At 51.3% G+C, this 17,598-nt stretch carries 14 protein-coding genes and 1 pseudogene; all 15 read left to right on the top strand.

What is annotated here, in order from left to right; translation table 11 throughout:
* Positions 1 to 820 precede the first annotated feature (820 nt).
* Positions 821 to 1,126, top strand: a complete 306-nt coding sequence (locus tag INF58_RS07825; RefSeq protein WP_193527452.1) for an NTF2 fold immunity protein — start codon at positions 821 to 823, stop codon at positions 1,124 to 1,126.
* Positions 1,127 to 1,401: 275 nt separating this feature from the next.
* Positions 1,402 to 2,610: a hypothetical protein gene (locus INF58_RS07820; RefSeq protein WP_193527451.1), complete on the top strand. Its 1,209-nt coding sequence runs from the start codon at positions 1,402 to 1,404 to the stop codon at positions 2,608 to 2,610.
* A complete protein-coding gene (locus INF58_RS07815) occupies positions 2,607 to 6,080 on the top strand; it encodes an ImcF-related family protein (protein WP_193527450.1) in 3,474 nt (1,157 codons plus the stop codon). The genes INF58_RS07820 and INF58_RS07815 overlap by 4 nt, the downstream gene beginning before the upstream one ends.
* A complete protein-coding gene (tssA, locus tag INF58_RS07810; protein WP_193527449.1) occupies positions 6,080 to 7,681 on the top strand; it encodes a type VI secretion system protein TssA in 1,602 nt (533 codons plus the stop codon). Before INF58_RS07815 ends, tssA begins: the two co-directional genes overlap by 1 nt.
* A 31-nt stretch (positions 7,682 to 7,712) precedes the next feature.
* Positions 7,713 to 7,991, top strand: a pseudogene (locus tag INF58_RS07805) (PAAR domain-containing protein); the annotation flags it as partial.
* Entirely contained in the window at positions 7,984 to 8,283 is a 300-nt protein-coding gene (locus tag INF58_RS07800) for a hypothetical protein (protein ID WP_193527448.1), read from the top strand. The pseudogene INF58_RS07805 and the gene INF58_RS07800, both read left to right, overlap by 8 nt.
* Positions 8,284 to 8,286: 3 nt before the next feature.
* Positions 8,287 to 8,859, top strand: coding sequence for a hypothetical protein (locus INF58_RS07795; RefSeq protein ID WP_193527447.1), 573 nt, complete (start codon positions 8,287 to 8,289; stop codon positions 8,857 to 8,859).
* A gap of 334 nt (positions 8,860 to 9,193) precedes the next feature.
* A complete protein-coding gene (gene tssF, locus INF58_RS07790) occupies positions 9,194 to 10,948 on the top strand; it encodes a type VI secretion system baseplate subunit TssF (RefSeq protein ID WP_193527446.1) in 1,755 nt (584 codons plus the stop codon).
* The gene (tssG, locus tag INF58_RS07785) at positions 10,912 to 11,997 is read left to right on the top strand and encodes a type VI secretion system baseplate subunit TssG (protein WP_193527445.1); all 1,086 of its coding nucleotides are present in this window, start codon (positions 10,912 to 10,914) and stop codon (positions 11,995 to 11,997) included. Before tssF ends, tssG begins: the two co-directional genes overlap by 37 nt.
* Positions 11,975 to 12,520: a type VI secretion system lipoprotein TssJ gene (gene tssJ / locus INF58_RS07780; protein WP_193527444.1), complete on the top strand. Its 546-nt coding sequence runs from the start codon at positions 11,975 to 11,977 to the stop codon at positions 12,518 to 12,520. Before tssG ends, tssJ begins: the two co-directional genes overlap by 23 nt.
* The gene (gene tssE, locus INF58_RS07775) at positions 12,520 to 12,975 is read left to right on the top strand and encodes a type VI secretion system baseplate subunit TssE (RefSeq protein ID WP_193527443.1); all 456 of its coding nucleotides are present in this window, start codon (positions 12,520 to 12,522) and stop codon (positions 12,973 to 12,975) included. Before tssJ ends, tssE begins: the two co-directional genes overlap by 1 nt.
* A 21-nt stretch (positions 12,976 to 12,996) precedes the next feature.
* The gene (locus tag INF58_RS07770) at positions 12,997 to 14,328 is read left to right on the top strand and encodes a VasL domain-containing protein (protein WP_193527442.1); all 1,332 of its coding nucleotides are present in this window, start codon (positions 12,997 to 12,999) and stop codon (positions 14,326 to 14,328) included.
* 25 nt (positions 14,329 to 14,353) lie between these two features.
* Positions 14,354 to 14,842 carry a hypothetical protein gene (locus INF58_RS07765; protein WP_193527441.1) on the top strand — a complete coding sequence of 163 codons (489 nt, stop codon included), beginning with the start codon at positions 14,354 to 14,356 and terminating at the stop codon, positions 14,840 to 14,842.
* A 314-nt stretch (positions 14,843 to 15,156) separates the two neighbouring features.
* On the top strand, positions 15,157 to 16,287 hold the full coding sequence (locus INF58_RS07760) for a methyl-accepting chemotaxis protein (protein ID WP_193527440.1): 1,131 nt from the start codon (positions 15,157 to 15,159) through the stop codon (positions 16,285 to 16,287).
* Between the two features lie 90 nt (positions 16,288 to 16,377).
* Positions 16,378 to 17,361 (top strand): zinc transporter ZntB, encoded by a 984-nt coding sequence (zntB, locus tag INF58_RS07755; RefSeq protein ID WP_102751095.1) that lies wholly within the window; start codon positions 16,378 to 16,380, stop codon positions 17,359 to 17,361.
* Positions 17,362 to 17,598: the final 237 nt, after the last annotated feature.

Here is a 17,598-nt window from a genome sequence, read left to right as displayed (position 1 = left end):
TTCTCTCAAGAGACAAGTGTAAAGCTAGCAGCGAATAAAATTACTATGGAAGGCCTAAAAAATCTAGCCTTAGATAAGAAAGATTTCGAGCAATGCGAAAAGTAAAAAAGTGATAATTTAGGAGTGCTTATTTCTTGTGGTAATAAATATCTTTTATTGAAGGATATAATTGAATGTGGAGGTGGCAAAATACCATTAAAAAGTCTTGCATGCTTTTAAGATAAATTATCCACATCCTATGGATGTGAATTTTAATAAAAAACTAATTTAGCAACTATTCCTTTTGATGCCCAACACGGAACATACCAATCTGTTATTTCTTATTTTGGCGGCGAAGATAATATCTTGAGTTGTCCGGGGTTATGGGATAGTGCTAAAGAAGATGTCGATGAGCAGAAAGATACATTTAGTGTAGGGGACACAATCTACTTAGGAAAAATATCATCCAATGGGAAATATGTTGCACCTAACGATTTAGATTGTTCAACTGATTCATTCCCTGGTGTATGGGATGTGGAAAAAAGATGAAGGTTGTATTTACATCAGATAAAGATGATTCAGTTGTTGAAAGTAAATGCCAGGAACTATTTTTAGGGAGTAAGACTCTGAATGAGTTAGGAGGGATTCTCCTCCCCAGGAACATTGGGCATGGGGCTAAGTGAATAAACCATCTATCATGGGAGGACTCAGTAGTACGGAGAATAAATCCAGGGAAAATGGCGTTTGAGGACGTAAGATGGCCTGCGTTTAAGCACGGCTGGTATGTGCTTAACGATTCTACAGAACAAGAAGCCGATTATTTTGCCATTAAGGAATAAATATGAAATGTTTAAAGCCGCTAATCGTGTTATTTTTGTCGATGACCTTTTCTGCATTTGCAATGAGTTCAAATTCAAAAATAACTCCTCAGCAGACTGTCATTAATTTTATAAGTGATTATGAACGGTGGAATGAAGAAGCTACGCAAAATCTAAGTCAAGACACAGATTTTCAGGCAAAAGATGAGTACATTAAATTACTTGACAAATATTGCACTCAATCTACATGCAGGATTGGTTATGATGTCTATGGGCAATGCTCGTTGCATATTTCTGATGGGGAAAAATACTCAGCACTAAAAAAATGATCAAGAGATTATAATTAAAACAGGAATGCCGTCAAAATTTGGAGAGACGGACACTGAGATGGATTATTTTGAATGCCACCTAGTTTTGGATAAAAATAAATATTTAATTAAAGAAGTATATCAGTTATCAAAATCTGGTAAGAAAACCAAAACATTATAACTCCATGAGTTTGATTCTTAGATATTCTCTTGCAAAATGTTTGGTAGTGCATCTGATTTGAAGCTTGTTAAGTATAGTGTTTGAAGTTTTATTGTAGTTATTTGGCTGAGAAAATATGTTTTATTCCCTAAAGCATCTTCCTGAATGTTATCCACGACCCACCACACCAAAAATATCCCGCTGGTTTGCTGTCCTAGCGGCAATGCTGGCCATCAGTGTGATCCTCATGCGGATATTCGGGCGATACATCGATAACAACCACTTCTGGTTGTTTGCTATAGGCTCGCCTGTTGTTGTGTGGATTTTTAGTTTCGGTTTTCGCATGTGGCTCTGGTCATTACAGGACAGTAAAGCGAATAGTTTTGACAGGCGCCGGGAACAGTGGATTTTGCGTGAGACCCGTAGGGCACGCCGTGCGCTTCAGATACTGAATACGACATTTATAACTGCCCATCAGGAAGACGAACAGCGTTCTGTCGCTGTTGAGATGCTCAATAATCAAAGCATTATCATTTCTCAGTCCGACTGGGAAGGTGAAAAAAGCAAGAGGCTGAGCCGTATTACCACAGAGCCTGAAGATACTCCTGAATCGGTCGTCTCACGTCTGTTCTCTGAACTCATTGCTGATCTGCCAGTTGACCAGTTTCCGGAAAACGCCTCGCTTGTTGTCATCCTCGATGTTTCGTCATCACTGCCATTCCCTGCTGTCAGAGATATCTGGCAGGAAGCCTGGCACGAAAGTGGCATAACCTGTGCTGTTGAGTACATAGACAGTAATGGGCCGGGGGTAGTCAGCCACTGGCTGGATCACCGTATTAAAGATGAGGAGATGCTTTTGATTATCAGTCTCCAGATTGATCCGGTTGAATCAAACAATACTGCTGAAGCAGCCGTTGCGCTGCTTCTTGGTAACCGCCTGACACAGGAGGCACTCGAACCTCTCGCGTTGTTACACCGGCCAGATGCTTCCCCTCCAGGTGAACTGAGCGAGGGAATGAACATGGCCGCCTGGAACGTCCCGCTCAAAGAAAATATCGTAAAAAATTTATGGCTTGCCGGAATGACGGGTGAGCAACGCGCAGAAGTGATCGCGTGCCAAAATGCGCATCCTGCGCAGTCTGTAGCGAACGACTCCGTTATTTCACTCGATATATCCATGGGGCATGCCGGAGCCGCAGCCCCCTGGCTGGCCATCGCAGCCGCCACTGAAATCGCCCGACAAACACAGTCCCCACAGATGATTATCTGCGGTGATACGACACAGAATGTGCTGTGGAGCACGCTCATTACCCCGATTGCTTCCCGACAGGAGATGGATCCGTGAAGCTACCTTTTGTTTTTGCACCGAAGTCTACGGAAGGCCGCTATCTTGCTGTCACATTGATTTTCTTTTTGTTGTTAGCCGCTATGACGTTCATGGTCTGGAAGCATCCGGATATTGCCGGGATTCAGGACGGTAGTCAGCAGCAAACTTACTGGCTTATCGCTGGCGGATGTATTTCAGGATGCACACTTATCATGCTGGTTGTGCACCTGTGGGCTGCTCTCAGTGCCGGTAAAAAGGAGTTTAATGCGCTTGTCGCCAATACCCGTGGTGATGATGAGAAAAAGAAGTGGGAAAATGATAACGTCCCTGTTAACCCTGCGGTGGTCATGTGTGACAGGTTTCGGGTGCATCTCCGTTCCCGTATTAGTCTTTACTGGCGTGGCAAAGTCCGTCTTCTGCTGATCACCGGTGATGAAGCCGCAATTGAACAGCTGGTACCCGGCCTGCAACAGCAGCAGTGGCTCGAAGGTAACCGCACCGTGCTGATTTACGGCGGCAGCCTGACAACAGAACCCGACCGCGAAAAATACGCCGCGCTGCGTAAACTGCGTCGCGGGCGTCCGCTGGACGGGATTGTCCGTGTACTGCCGCAGTCGCTTAAGCTGACCCCACAAATCAGTGACAACGATTTACGCGGGCTGGAAAAAATCAGTGAACTGCTGCGCTATTCCGCTCCGGTCTGGCTGTGGCAGCTGTGCGACAGCAACTGGTCTCAGAGGACGCGTCCTGAGCAGGCAGTCGGGGCAACCTTTTCTCTGCGCGCAAAAGAAGACGATATTATCCGCCAGCTGGAGCGGATGCTGCCTGCATTGCGAACGCAAGGTGTGAGTCAGGTCACTGAGAACAACCGCCACGACTTCCTGCTGCGCCTGGGCCGGCATCTCCGGGACGGCGGTATCGTCCGCTGGGCTCAGCAACTGCTGCCATGGCTCCCTGTTTCTCAGCAACGCGTTCCGCTGCGGGGGCTGATGTTCAGCCTGCCGGAGAAACAACCTGCCGGTACGTCAGCGGGCACCGCCGATGCTGAACAGTATATCCCGGAATCACAGCGCCATGCCCTGACCCTGCCGGCAACCTGGCAGGGTATCGTTGACGACTGCACCCGCGTGCGTGGCCGCCGTGTCGGTATGGCGTGGGAGCAGACGCTTGCCTGGGCGCTGATGGCCATTATCGGTGTCTGGGGGGCGGGAACACTGCTTTCGTTCGCGGTCAACCGCATGCAGATAGTCTCTGTTGCTGAACAGGCCCATGCCCTGGTAGAACATCCTTCCGTATCGGATTACCAGCTGACGGCCCTGCATACTCTGCGCAATGATGCCGGCCGCCTGCAACACCGTATCCAGGACGGAGCGCCATGGTATCAGCGCTTTGGCCTGGACCATAATCAGCAGCTGCTTGATGCGATGCTGCCCTGGTACGGCGTGGCAAACAACCGCCTGATACGCGACCCGGCAAATGAGGCCCTTAAGCAGAAGCTCAGCGCGCTGTCGAATACTGCCCCCAACAGCGACCAGCGGGTACAGTTGGCGAAATCGGGTTACGATCAGCTCAAAGCCTGGCTAATGATGTCTCGTCCTGATAAAGCCGATGGTGCATTCTATTCGCAGACTATGAAAACCGTGCAGCCGACACGGTTGGGCATATCAGCCGGCCTGTGGCAAAGCCTGGCGCCGGATTTGTGGGCGTTCTATATCACCGAACTACCCGCACAGACACAGTGGAAAATCACACCGGATGAGCAACTGGTCAGCCAGAGCCGACAGGTGCTGTTGCAACAAATTGGACGGCGCAACGCAGAAAGTACTCTGTACGAGAATATGCTCAAATCCGTTCGTCGTAATTTTGCCGATGTTTCTCTTGAGGACATGACTGGCGGTACCGATGCCCGTCGCCTGTTTAACACCGATGAGGTGGTGCCAGGCATGTTCACCCGCCAGGCATGGGAGGGAGGCGTTCAGCAAGCCATTGAGAAAGCGGCAAGCTCTCGACGGGAAGAAATTGACTGGGTACTGAGCGACAGCCGGAAAACGCTCTCCTCAGATCTGTCGCCGGAAGCTTTGAAAGCTCGCCTGACGCAACGTTATTTCACGGACTTTGCCGGTAGCTGGTTGAACTTCCTTAACAGCCTGCAACTAAATCCGGCAGACAATATTGCAGACGTCACCGACCAGTTGACGCTGATGAGTGACGTCCGCCAGTCGCCGCTGATTGCCCTGATGAATACCCTCGCATGGCAGGGGCAGACTGGCCAGAAGAGTGAAGGGCTTTCGGACTCCATCATCAAATCGGCTAAAGACCTGGTAGGAGGGCAGGACAAACCGGCGATTGACCAGTCAGCGTCAGGCCCGCAGGGGCCATTGGATGAAACCTTTGGGCCGTTGCTGATGCTGATGGGTAAAAACACAGGCGGAAATTTCATGTCAGCTGATAACTCACTGAGCCTACAGACGTATCTGACACGCATCACCCGGGTGCGTCTGCGTCTGCAACAGGTAGCCAGCGCCACTGACCCTCAGGAAATGATGCAGACCCTGGCGCAGACCGTGTTCCAGGGCAAAAGCGTGGACCTTACCGACACCCAGCAGTACGGCAGCCTAATTTCGGCAAGCCTTGGAGAAGAGTGGAGCGGTTTTGGCAACACGATGTTTGTACAGCCACTGATTCAGGCCTGGGAGACCGTGCTTCAGCCATCGGCAGCGAGCCTCAATGACAAATGGAGCCGCTCTGTAGTGGCGAACTGGCACACCGCATTTGACGGACGTTTCCCGTTTGCCGTCAGCAAAAGTGATGCCTCCCTGCCGATGCTGGCTGAATTTGTGCGCAAGGACAGCGGACGTATTGAACGCTTCCTGACTACGGAGCTCAGCGGTGTGCTGCACAAGGAGGGTAGCCAGTGGGTACCGGATAAGGTCAATAGTCAGGGATTGATTTTTAACCCAGCCTTCCTGCGAGCCATTAACCAACTGACCCAGCTGTCGGACATTCTCTTTACCGACGGTAGCCAGGGCATCACCTTTGAATTACAGGCGCGTCCGGTACCACAGGTGGTGGAAACGCAACTGACTATTGATGGGCAAAGGCTACATTACTTCAACCAGATAGCTGACTGGCAGTCCTTCCGCTGGCCTGGTGACACGTACAAGCCAGGAACCATGCTGACATGGACCACGGTTAACGCCGGTGCGCGTCTTTTCGGGGATTTCAGCGGACCTTGGGGTTTTATTCGTTGGCTGGATCAGGGTAAGCGCCAGCAGCTTGACCGCAGTCAGTGGATGATGAGTTTTACCGCGCCTGATGGTCGCACCTTACAGTGGGTACTGCGCTCACAGCTGGGCCGCGGCCCGCTTGAGCTACTGGCGTTGCGTGGCTTCACGCTGCCGGATCAGATATTCAGCGTCGACAGTGTGGCTATGGCGCAGGCTCTGATGAATAACACAGAAAACAGTGACATGGACGGAATCGAATAATGGACTCTTTGCAGAATCTGATCATTGCCTGTCAGGTGGATGAAACCCTGCTGCGACAGCAGGCGCGGTCACGTACCGAAAGCTGGAAACTCTGGCTTGCTCCGGTCAGTGATACCAGTCCTACAGGAGAAGACCCGGGTTATGACGATGATTTTCAGCGTATCCGGGAGGAGGTCAATAAACTTTCCGGAATTGATACCGGGCTAATTTGCCAGCTGGCTGAAAAGTTGCTGACCACTGTCGCCAAAGATCTCCGGGTTGCGACTTACTACTGCTGGGCGCGCCTGCACCAGGACGGTGAAACCGGTTTTGCTGAGGGGCTTGAGCTACTGGCAGGATTGCTAAAGCGTTATGGAACGCAACTCCATCCACAGCGCGAGAGAAGCCGTAAACCGGCGCTGGAGTGGATCGCAGGCTCTCGTCTGCTTGACAGTCTGTTGCTCTGGCCGGAAGTGGTACGCGACGATGTCCTCCGTACGACAGGTGCGCTGCTGCTCATCCAGGACAGTCTGGAAACTGAGTCAGAAGCTTCGCGTCCAGATCTCAGTGCCCTGTACAGCGCGCTGGGCTCCCGTCTGATGAAAGCCGGTGGTCTCGATGCTGTAATACCGCAGAATGCCAGCAATCAGTCACGCACTAAGTCAGCATCTCACACAAAAGAACAGGATACGCCATTACTGAACCGCATCACGTCCGGTCAGGATTTGCTGGCTCAGGCACGAACCCTCACGAGATATCTGCGTGAGCAACCTGATGGCTGGCTTGCCGCGCACCGGCTGATGAAAAGTCTTCGTCACGACACGCTGAGAGCTATCCCTGCACCGGACGCCGAAGGGAAAACGCGCATCGAACCGCCGCGGGCTGACCAGCGGGCGATGCTCAAGCGTTTGTACTTGCAGCAAAGTTGGCTGGAGATACTGGAGCAGGCGGACAGCACTTTTTCACGTGGCGCCAATCACCTCTGGCTGGATTTGCAATGGTACATCCATCAGGCCCTGATCAAGTCGGGCCAGGAAGTGCTGGCCGATATCATCACCGCTGATCTGAAAGGACTGTTGCTGCGTCTCTGCGGTCTTGAAACGCTGGCCTTTAACGACGGCACACCGTTTGCCGATGAAATCACGCTGAACTGGATAAACCAGAGTGTGATGGACCAAATGTCCAGTTGGCGGAATGAGCCGGTCACTACTGTCAGTGAGACGAACAACGATATTCTGGCCCTTGAGCCGGAAGCGCTGGAGAAAGCAGACACCGATGGACTGGATGCCACACTCCACTGGATTCAGACGCGCCCGGGTATGGACTCTACGAAAGACAAATGGTTACTGCGCCTGCTGATGGCACGTGTGGCAGAGCAAAAAGGTAAAAATGAACTAGCCCTGCATCTGCTTGGTGAACTTGACGGTGCAGCACAGTCCATCACCCTCACGCAGTGGACGCCGGCGCTGTTGTTTGAAGTTAAATCGCGACGTCTCAGGCTGCTGCGCATGAAAGCTGCCCGCAGTGAGACTGATAAATCGCGGCTTCAGCCAGAGATGGACAAGCTTCTGGCCGGTCTGATTGCACTTGACCCGGCCGGCAGTGCGGTACTTTGCGGATAGACAGGACTGAATTCAGCGAAAAGGAGAACATATGCCAGCAAAAGGCTTTTATCTGGTGCAGGGCGACAGAACAACCTGCGGTGGGAGGATTATCACGGGCGCAGAAGATCATACTCTGTTTGGTAAACCTGTTGCCCGGGAACAGGACGGCGTGACCTGCGGTCTATTTATAGGGCTTTACAAGGTAGCCGGTGGCATCGATAACGATACCATTCACGGCAGGCGAATGGCCGGGACTCTCGACAGCTACAGCTCCTGTCCGTGTAAGGCAAAGTTCATTCCATCGATGATGGATGATACGTATGAGAAGAGTTAAGCCGGGGCAATTTCAGTTGCAGAAGGATCTGGAAAGAAATCGTTTCTGGCTGGCTCACAGACTGATACAATGTCAGCGCCGGGCACTGACTGATAGTAGCCAGTCTGGTCAAAATGACCTCGTGCGAATGTGTATTGCAGAACAGAATGAACTGGACGATGGCGTTTTCCTTTGGACAGAAACCCAAGGTGCAGGACATGCTTTCGTTTCAATACACATTAAAAATACAATCTATGTGTTCATCTACGGACGATATGATCAGGAAGCATTTAGCCCTGTAGGTTAAGGAGTGTTGATTAAATATTCCGGCGAAAGAGCAGAAGGATTTTACATAAAAGAACTTTATCGAATGAGAGCGTCAGTTTTTAAAATACTGGACGTTAATGAATATAAAACACTATCAATATTTAATGCTTTATGGGCATCCAGCAGTATTCACCCTGATGGAAAAAATACCAGTGCGGAGAGAAAAGAAGATGGCCGCGTTATTGATGAATATAACCTAGTAGTCAACAACTGTACTACAACGTCAGTTACGGGACTTAAAAAAGCAGGCGCAGGAATATTTTACGTGAGACTACTTGACTCTTTTGGCTACAGTGAAGACTTTGCGATCCCATCGTCCCTGAATGCTTATCTGGAGGATTTAGCTATAAATCCAGCTGATATGCGAATAATAAGAATGACTGACGAATTTAAGAATAACTATCATAACGCTTCAAATTATAAGGATATTGAAGGTGCAGGTAGCGGTAATGAGACTGCTGGGGCAATAGGTAAGGTAAGTGGGCTCGCCGGAAAAGGTTCGAGCGGTTATGCTCCCACAACATTCAGCCAGTCCCAGGGAGTTGAGAATGATTAAACATCTGTTGCTTATTTGTGCACCCGTAGCTTTATTTTTACTGGTCAGTACAGCCGTTCTTTCCCTTTCATTTATAGATATCAAATACACGTATGAACCTGTGTTAACTGGAACACGCCTGGATTATCTGGTTGACGAAACCTATTCCATGGCTTGGTTATTCTTTTGCACGTCAAATATTGCATTTTTTGCTATTTATATCGTATTTTTACTGGTTTTTAAGCGATTAAGTAAAAAATGTTAGTCGGTAATATCTCATTTCATTAAGTTGTAAGCTGTCATGGCTTCGCTTTATTCCTGAACACAGTAAAACACTCAATCATATTGGTTATCTATGGACGACTTAACCCTGCGTTACTACGACGCTGAAATGCGCTACCTGCTTGAAGCCGGCGAGGAATTCGCCCGTGCCCACCCTGAGCAGGCGGCAATGCTCAATCTCGATAAAGCGGGCGCGCGCGACCCGTACGTGGAGCGCCTGTTCGAAGGTTTTGCCTTCCTGATGGGCCGTCTGCGCGAGAAGCTTGACGACGACCTGCCGGAACTGACCGAAGGGCTGGTCAGCCTGTTGTGGCCGCATTATCTGCGCACCATTCCCTCGATGTCGGTGGTGGAGTTCACTCCTGTCTGGCGTGAGATGAAAGAACCGATGCGTATTGCCAGAGGTTTCGAGGTCAATTCGCGGCCGATCGGTGAAAAAGGGACGCGTTGTCGTTACACCACAACTAAAGAGATAACCCTTCAGCCACTGGCGTTGGAGCATGCCCGCCTGTCGACTGATCCTGACGGGCGCTCTGTCATCAGCCTGCGCTTCAATTGTAGCCATCTTGCTGACTGGAGCCGTGTCGATCTCAGCCAGATCCCGTTCTATTTCAATGCCGACGCACCGCTGGCCTGCGCTATGCATGAAGCTTTTACCATGAATACTGCGCGTCTGTGGCTGCGCATGCCAGGTGACGTAGACAGAAGGCCGCTGGACGGGTATTTCACCGCACTGGGATTTGGTGATGATGACAGACTTTGGCCGAAGGGTGAGAGCAGTTTCAGCGGTTACCAGTTGCTGCTGGAGTATTTCACCTTCCGCGAGAAATTCATGTTCATGGGGCTGCGCGGGCTGGAGAAGGTGGTCTTTCCCGCCGAGCTCCCTTGGTTTGAAATCGACGTGGTGCTGGCGGAACGCTGGGAGCATGACTTCAGCTTTACCGAAAAGCATCTGCGCCTGAACTGTGTGCCAGTGATTAACCTGTTCCCGCTGGAGTCCGATCCGCTGACGCTCAACTCTCTGCAAAACGAATACATGCTGCGCCCGATGCGTGTGCAGGATGGCCATACCGAGATATACACCGTGGATTCGGTGATGTCGTCGAGTCAGCATATCTACGTGCCGTTCTCAAGTTTTCGCCATAAAGGCGGAATGATGCGTCATGAAGCGCCGGAATATTACTACCACACCCGCGTGCGCCGCGGCCCTTCCGGTCTGCATAACACCTGGCTCATCCTCGGCGGCGAAGCATTTGACAACCATACCGTCCCGGAAGACGAAAGCCTGTCGTTAACGCTCACCGGCACAAACGGTCAACTGCCACGACGTGCGCTGCAAAGCACCGTGCTTGATACGGTGATGAAAACCACTTCGGTCAGCATTGCCGTGCGCAACCTGTGTGCGCCGACGCTGCCATGTTACCCACCGGCGCAGGACCGTTTCCACTGGCGCGTGCTGAGTCACCTTGGCAGCGGATTTCTGTCGATGATGGATAATGCCGACGTGCTGCGCGGTACCCTGGCGCTGTATGAATGGACCGATAGCGAGATGAACCGCCGTCGTCTGGAAGCCATCATTGACGTGAAGCACAGTGAAACCGAACGCTTTGAGCAGGGCTACCTGGTGCGTGGCGTGCAGATTGAGGTGACGCTGGACAGCCACGGCTTTGCCGGACGCGGCGACATCTGCCTGTTTGGTGAGATGCTGAGTCGTTTTTTTGCGCTCTATACCGACATTTATCTGTTTAACCGCCTGATTATCATCCTGCAACCTACCGGAGAGCGCCTGGCATGGGAAGAAAAGCACAACCGCCGCATTCCCGGTTAACCTCGCGGCTGGAAGCCGACATGCACCGCATGAATTTTTATCGTTTCTGCCAGTTGCTGGAAAAGCGTAATCCGGGCTGCCCACTGATTGGCTCAACCAGTCATCCCGCAGATGACCCTGTACGCTTTGCACCGCATCCGGGGATGGGGTTCCCGGCTGGTGAACTGAAGAGTGTCGAATATGACGAAGAAGACGACAGTAAGCCTCCGGTTATCCGTACGACCTTTATGGGGATGTACGGCGTCGATTCCCCTCTTCCGACGTCGTATCTTGATGACATCACTCAGCGTCGTGAAGGGCATGAAGCGCTACAGGGCTTTCTGGATATCTTCAATCACCGCATTCTGACGCAGTTCTATCGTATCTGGCGAAAATATTCTTACCCGGCCACGTTTGAGCCTGGTGGAACCGACAGCATTTCGCAATCGCTGCTGGGGCTGGTAGGACTCGGTATTCCCGGCACCGCAAACCACATTGCCACACCCTTATCTCGCTTTCTGGCGCTGTTAGGTGTGCTGCAACAACCGGGGAAAACTCAGGAGGGGATACAAAGCCTGGTTACCCTGTTAGCGCCGAATACCACCGTGAACGTCAGCCCGTACTGCCTGCGTCCAGTTGAGGTCAGTCAGCCACTGGGTTTCTTTGGTGATAACGATTTTCTGCTGGATGGCAACACCCCACTTGGCGATGAAGCGATGGATGCCAGTAGCCAGTTGCTGATCGCACTGGCTACCGATAACGAAGAGGAGTCGCAGGGCTGGAAACCGGACGGTCTGCTCTACCAGGATTTTCTGGTCATGCTGCGTGTCTACCTCGGGTGGCGTTTTAAGGCAAAAATCACCCTGACTACTCTGACCCGCCTGCTGGCTGTTCCGCCGCTCGGCGAGGGACCATTCTGGCTCGGCATGAACGGCGTTCTGGGGGCTGGTGAGGATGAGATTGCAGCTGATATTCCGCAGAACTTTACGACGGAACTGGGCTGTTACACCGGCCTGCAACGTGAAACACCACAACAAGGAAACATTCGTGTTACGTACAAGTTTGATTAAACCCGCGTGCTGGCTGCCTGCACTGCTAGCGTTTAGCCTGACGGGCTGTGGGGTGACGCAGGGTGTCGTCGATGGTACCAAATCGGCGTTTAATGCTGCGTTCTACAAAAATATTAAGGTGCTCCATCTGGATTTCACGGCGCGTGAAGCACTGAACACTGATCCCCGCGAGAGTAACTCACTCTCTGAGTCGGTGGTGGTCCGTGTTTACCAGTTGAAGGACCGCAAAACCTTCGACAAAACGGTCTACCAGCAATTGCTGAAGGATGGGGAAACCATTCTGAAAGCCGACCTGCTGACAACTCGCGATGTGGTAATAAAACCGGGCGGGGATGCGAATCTTGATATGCCAATGGAAGAAGAAACGCAGTTTGTTGCGGTAGTCGGTTTTTTCCGTCACCCGGACACGGTAAAAAATACCTGGCAGCAGGTACTCAAACGTGAAGATCTCGATCCAGATAAGCCGCGCATTCTAGAGGCCGGAAATAACTACCTGGCGTTACAGCCGCTGAAGGATGACTGATGCCAAAGGGTCACAACACGCCATCGCTGTTTGAAATGCTGTGCGGAAATTTTTCTGGCGGCCTGAGTCTCGGCCAGGTCAGCGAACAGAACCAGGTGATTTTATCGGTACTCGATAACATGCAGCGCGTGCTTAATTGTCGCGCCGGGACGCTGGCGCACCTCCCGGACTACGGCCTGCCGGATATGACTAAAATCCTCCAGGGCATGCCCGGGACCGCCCACCAGCTCATGACAATATTGTCAGCCGTGCTGCTGAAGTACGAGCCGCGCCTGAGCAAAATTAACGTGGTAATGCAGGAACAAATACAGCCCGGCGAACTCCGCTACGCTATTGACGCGGAGTTAAAGGGCGTCGGTCTGGTTCGATACGGTACGGAATTTATGCCCGAGGGGAGAGTACTAATCCGCCACCTGAAACAGCAGCAGTACCTCGACACTCGCGCTGCAATCTAGCTTTCACATACAGAAATCACCATGACACCACAACCTGAACGCCACCTTAAAACCGGCGGAGACCCGCGCACGCTTGCGGATTACGCCGCCTTGCGCGATGAAATGAACAAGCTCATTCATCCGGCACGCCCGGACGTTAACTGGCAACACGCGGAAACGCTCTGCCTGTCACTGTTCGAGCACAACGGTGTAGAGCTGCAAACTGCTGCCTGGTATACGCTCGCACGTACGCATCTGGCCGGACTGTTCGGCATGAATGAGGGGCTGGCGGTACTTGCTGCACTGGTCGCCCGCCAGTGGGGAAACCTCTGGCCACAGCCTGTTCATGCGCGAATCGAAATCCTGATTGCCCTCAGCAAGCGCCTGCAACAGGTAGTACGAACGTTAACGCTGACGTACGCCGACTTACGGCAGCTGTATCAGGCTGAGGAGCATCTGAACGCGTTGGGGGACGTGTTGCAACGCCTGGAACTCAAGCATGCTGCTCAGCTTGATGCTCTGCGCACGATGATGCAGAACGCAGCTGTGCGTCTGGAAAACAGCGAAAAAACGGGCGTGAGTTTGCCCGGTGACGCGTTGGGTGCTAAGGAAATACAACTCGTCGAAACGACAGAGCGCAGTAAATGGGTATATGTGGTTCAGCCCGAGCCGGTGCCGAACGTTCAGGTAGATAAAGAGCCTCCAGTGTCGGTGAAGCCCTGGAAGCCATTCGCTGCTGGTATGTTGTCCATGCTGGTGGCAGCCATTGTCGTCGTAGGAGGATGGCAGTTGTTGCATGCGCCAGATTCGGCACAAGCGCAGCTCGCCGTGGCTCTGGCTCCTTTACCTCAAGGACTTTCGACGGCGCAGTTACAGGCGCTGCAACAAACGTCACCGTCACCGGAACTGGGGATTGGCAGGACACAACAGCTGTTAGCGCAGCTTTTACAGCTGAAACCCGACTGGGCAGTGAGCTACGGCGACAGTCTGGTGCAGCAGGCGCTGTCGCTGTGGCCGGAAGAGGCCAAACCCCTGGCGCTGCATTGGCAAAAACAGATGAATGTTGCTGCGCTAGCAGAGTCAGATTTGAATGGCTGGCATCAGGGTATGGCGCAGTTGCAGCAGCTGACGAACAGGCTTAATGCACTGGATGAACAGAAAGGAAAGTACATGACGGTGAGTGAGCTGAAATCGGCCGTGTTTGCCATGTCGCAGTCCTTTAGCCATATCATTCCGCTTGAAGAGCAGCTTCGTCTGCTCTCCACGTTACCTGCCGGGCAACCCCTGTCAGCAGCGCAGCAAAACAAGATCGAACAACATCTTCAGCAGTTGATTGTCAGCTACTCGCTGCTGAAGCACAAAAAAGAACAATGAGACTGGCGAAAAACACGGAGTTGACATGTCAGCAAGAGAGCGTTTTTTTAAGAAAGTGCAGCAGAATAACGTGAATAAACCGATTCATATTAATACGGCTGAAACCGAAGTCAGGGCATTTTGTCAGCGAATGGATGATCTTGCGCAGCAAATTAGTGTTTGGTTTGAGGGTTCTGGCATCGACGTCATGTTATCCCAAAAACATATCACCGATTTAAGCACGGTCGGCTACAGCCTCAGTAGCAGTATATGTCGTTATGCCATCACGACTGTCACTCTGCAAAATGGAGATCGCAGCGTCACCATTATACCAGAACAGGTAATCAGGGGATCCGAGAAGGGGTGTATGACAATGTGCATTAAAGCCCCCGGCAGTATATCGGGGGAGAGGAGATACCATTTAAGCATGGCGCCTGAAACAGGCTGGTATATACGTCGCGAACATCAAAGTGCGAAAGAGAATGTCCTCATGACAGAGGACTATTTTTTCCAGACCGTCGACTGTCTGGCCTGAACGTAAGCCACCCTCGCGGGAGAAGTCACTGAAACGTAGTTAATATATATTAACTACGTTAACTTATTAAGCATGACTAAACACTGTTGCCCAACGGTACTCATCCTAAAATAGGTAAATGCTAATATTTAAGGGGAGCGGTAACCAAATTACAAACCGAATATTTACCGTATAGCATGCTTTTTCTCTACCTTAAGTGAAACTGCGCAAATCAAACTGCAAAACAACAAACCAGCGACGAACGTGAGGACAAATTTCTGTGGCAATGCTATAACCCTAAGTGCCCACCAAAATATAAAGCTGTAGGAAAAACTATGCTAAGAAATATTAGTGTCAGAACCTTCATTGTCTATTTCCTTTTTTGTGTATTTTTGGTAAGTGATGGAGTTATAGCGCTATTTTCAGGGAGTTTTTCGCTTTTTATTGCAGTCGTTATCGTACAATGCATCGCCTTGATTTTACTCTGGGCGTATATGACAAAATATCTTGTGACGCCGATCAATACTGTGAAAAAAAGTATTGAAGAAGTGACTTCAGGTAATCTCGGCGTGTCGATACCTGAATTCGGCAACAACTGTGCGGGACGTCTGATCCCGGGCATTAATAGTCTGTCCAGCAACATTGCAACGCTGGTCCGTGAGATCCGCGCCTCCGCGCATACCGCAATGACGCTTTCAGATCAGCTCTCTTCACGCAGCGCGCAGCTTTCGGTCAAAACAGAACAGCAATCTGCCTCACTGGTGCAAACGGCAGCCAGCATGGAACAGATGGCTGCAAGTACAAAAAATAATGCCGACAATACCCGTTTAGCCAGCGAGCAGGCGAATATCGCGACGTTGCAGGCGCGTAAAGGCGGAGAGTTAATGGGTCAGGTCTCAAACAATATGCAATCAATTACCGATTGCGCCCAGCAAATGACGGAGATTATATCCCTGATTGACGGGATCGCTTTCCAGACCAATATTCTGGCGCTAAATGCCGCCGTTGAAGCGGCAAGAGCGGGCGACCATGGTAAAGGATTCTCTGTGGTGGCCGGTGAGGTCAGAAGCCTGGCGCATCGTAGCGCCGAGGCGGCAAAAAATATTAAATCACTGATTGAAGTTACCAGCCATAACGTGACGCAGGGCGTGAACGTGGTCTCTGAGGCCGAAAAAAACATGCACGACATTGTTACCGGTTCTGGCAACGTGAGCCGACTGATGGATGAAATTTCCGCCTCAACGTCAGAACAGGAAAAAGGCATATCACAAATCACGCAGGCATTGTCGGAGCTGGAACGCGTAACGCAAAGCAACGTGTCGATGGTTGAAGAACTTAATGGTTCGTCTGATGTGCTGCGCAATCAGGTGTTAGAGTTACAGGCGCGAACACGCAATTTTCGTCTGGAAAATGCGTACGAGACTGACAATGCGTTAACACGCCGCGAGTGGGCGGTGAATTCCTGAGCGTATTCAGGACGATGCCTCACATAATTATTGCTTAACCCTCGACGAAAGCTAGACTGACACCGGAAGAGATAAAACGGTGGAGGCGCTGTGGAGAGCATTAAAGGGTCTGAAGTTAACGTACCTGACGCGGTTTTTGCATGGGTATTTGATGGACGCGGGGGCGCAAGGCCGCTTGAAGATCAGGATCAAATCGACAGCGAACATCCGTGCTGGCTGCACCTTAACTACACGCATCCGGACAGCGCCGAGTGGCTCGCGTCCACGCCGCTATTGCCCAACAATGTCCGGGATGCGCTGGCGGGAGAAAGTCTCCGACCCCGCGTCAGCCGGATGGGTGAGGGGACGTTAATCACGCTGCGTTGCATAAATGGCAGTACGGATGAACGTCCGGATCAGCTGGTGGCAATGCGTGTTTACATGAATGAACAACTGATTGTTTCTACCCGGCAGCGAAAAGTGCTGGCGCTTGATGACGTCATTAACGATCTGAAAGAGGGCACAGGGCCCACGGATTGCGGAAGCTGGCTGGTGGATGTATGTGATGCGCTAACCGATCATGCCAGCGAATTTATTGAAGAACTCCACGATAAAATCATCGATCTGGAAGATAACCTGCTCGATCAGCAAATTCCTCCGCGGGGTTTTCTGGCGTTGCTGCGTAAACAGCTCATCGTGATGCGCCGCTATATGACCCCGCAGCGCGACGTATATGCGCGACTGGCCAGCGAACGCATGAGCTGGATGAATGACGATCAGCGTCGCAGAATGCAGGATATTGCCGACCGGCTTGGCCGTGGTCTGGACGAGATCGATTCATGTATCGCCAGAACGGCGGTCATGGCGGATGAGATAGCGCAGGTGATGCAGGAATCATTAGCCAGGAGAACGTACACCATGTCGCTGATGGCGATGGTCTTTTTACCGAGTACGTTCTTAACCGGGCTGTTTGGCGTCAATCTGGGGGGGATACCCGGCGGGGAATACCACTATGGCTTTACCACGTTTTGCGTCATGTTAGTGGTTTTGATTGGGGGTGTTGCATGGTGGTTGCATCGCAGTAAATGGCTGTAAATTTACGTTTTTATGATGCAGCGTCTGCTTCAAAACGACATTTTAATTGAGCGAAGTCAATAAACTCCGACCATGTTAGGTGCAATATTACTCCCGCAGGTGAATGCAACGTCAAGCGATGGGCGTTGCGCTCCATATTGTCTTACTTCCTTTTTTTGAATTACTGCATAGCACAATTGATTCGTACGACGCCGACTTTATAGTCGGCTTTTTTTTGCCTCCTGTTTGTCTGCGTCT

The organism is Enterobacter cloacae complex sp. P24RS, assembly GCF_014982165.1.
Lineage (GTDB): Bacteria > Pseudomonadota > Gammaproteobacteria > Enterobacterales > Enterobacteriaceae > Enterobacter > Enterobacter quasihormaechei.
The sequence above is the reverse complement of the archived record's forward strand: the minus strand, read 5'-3'. Positions and strand labels throughout refer to the sequence as shown.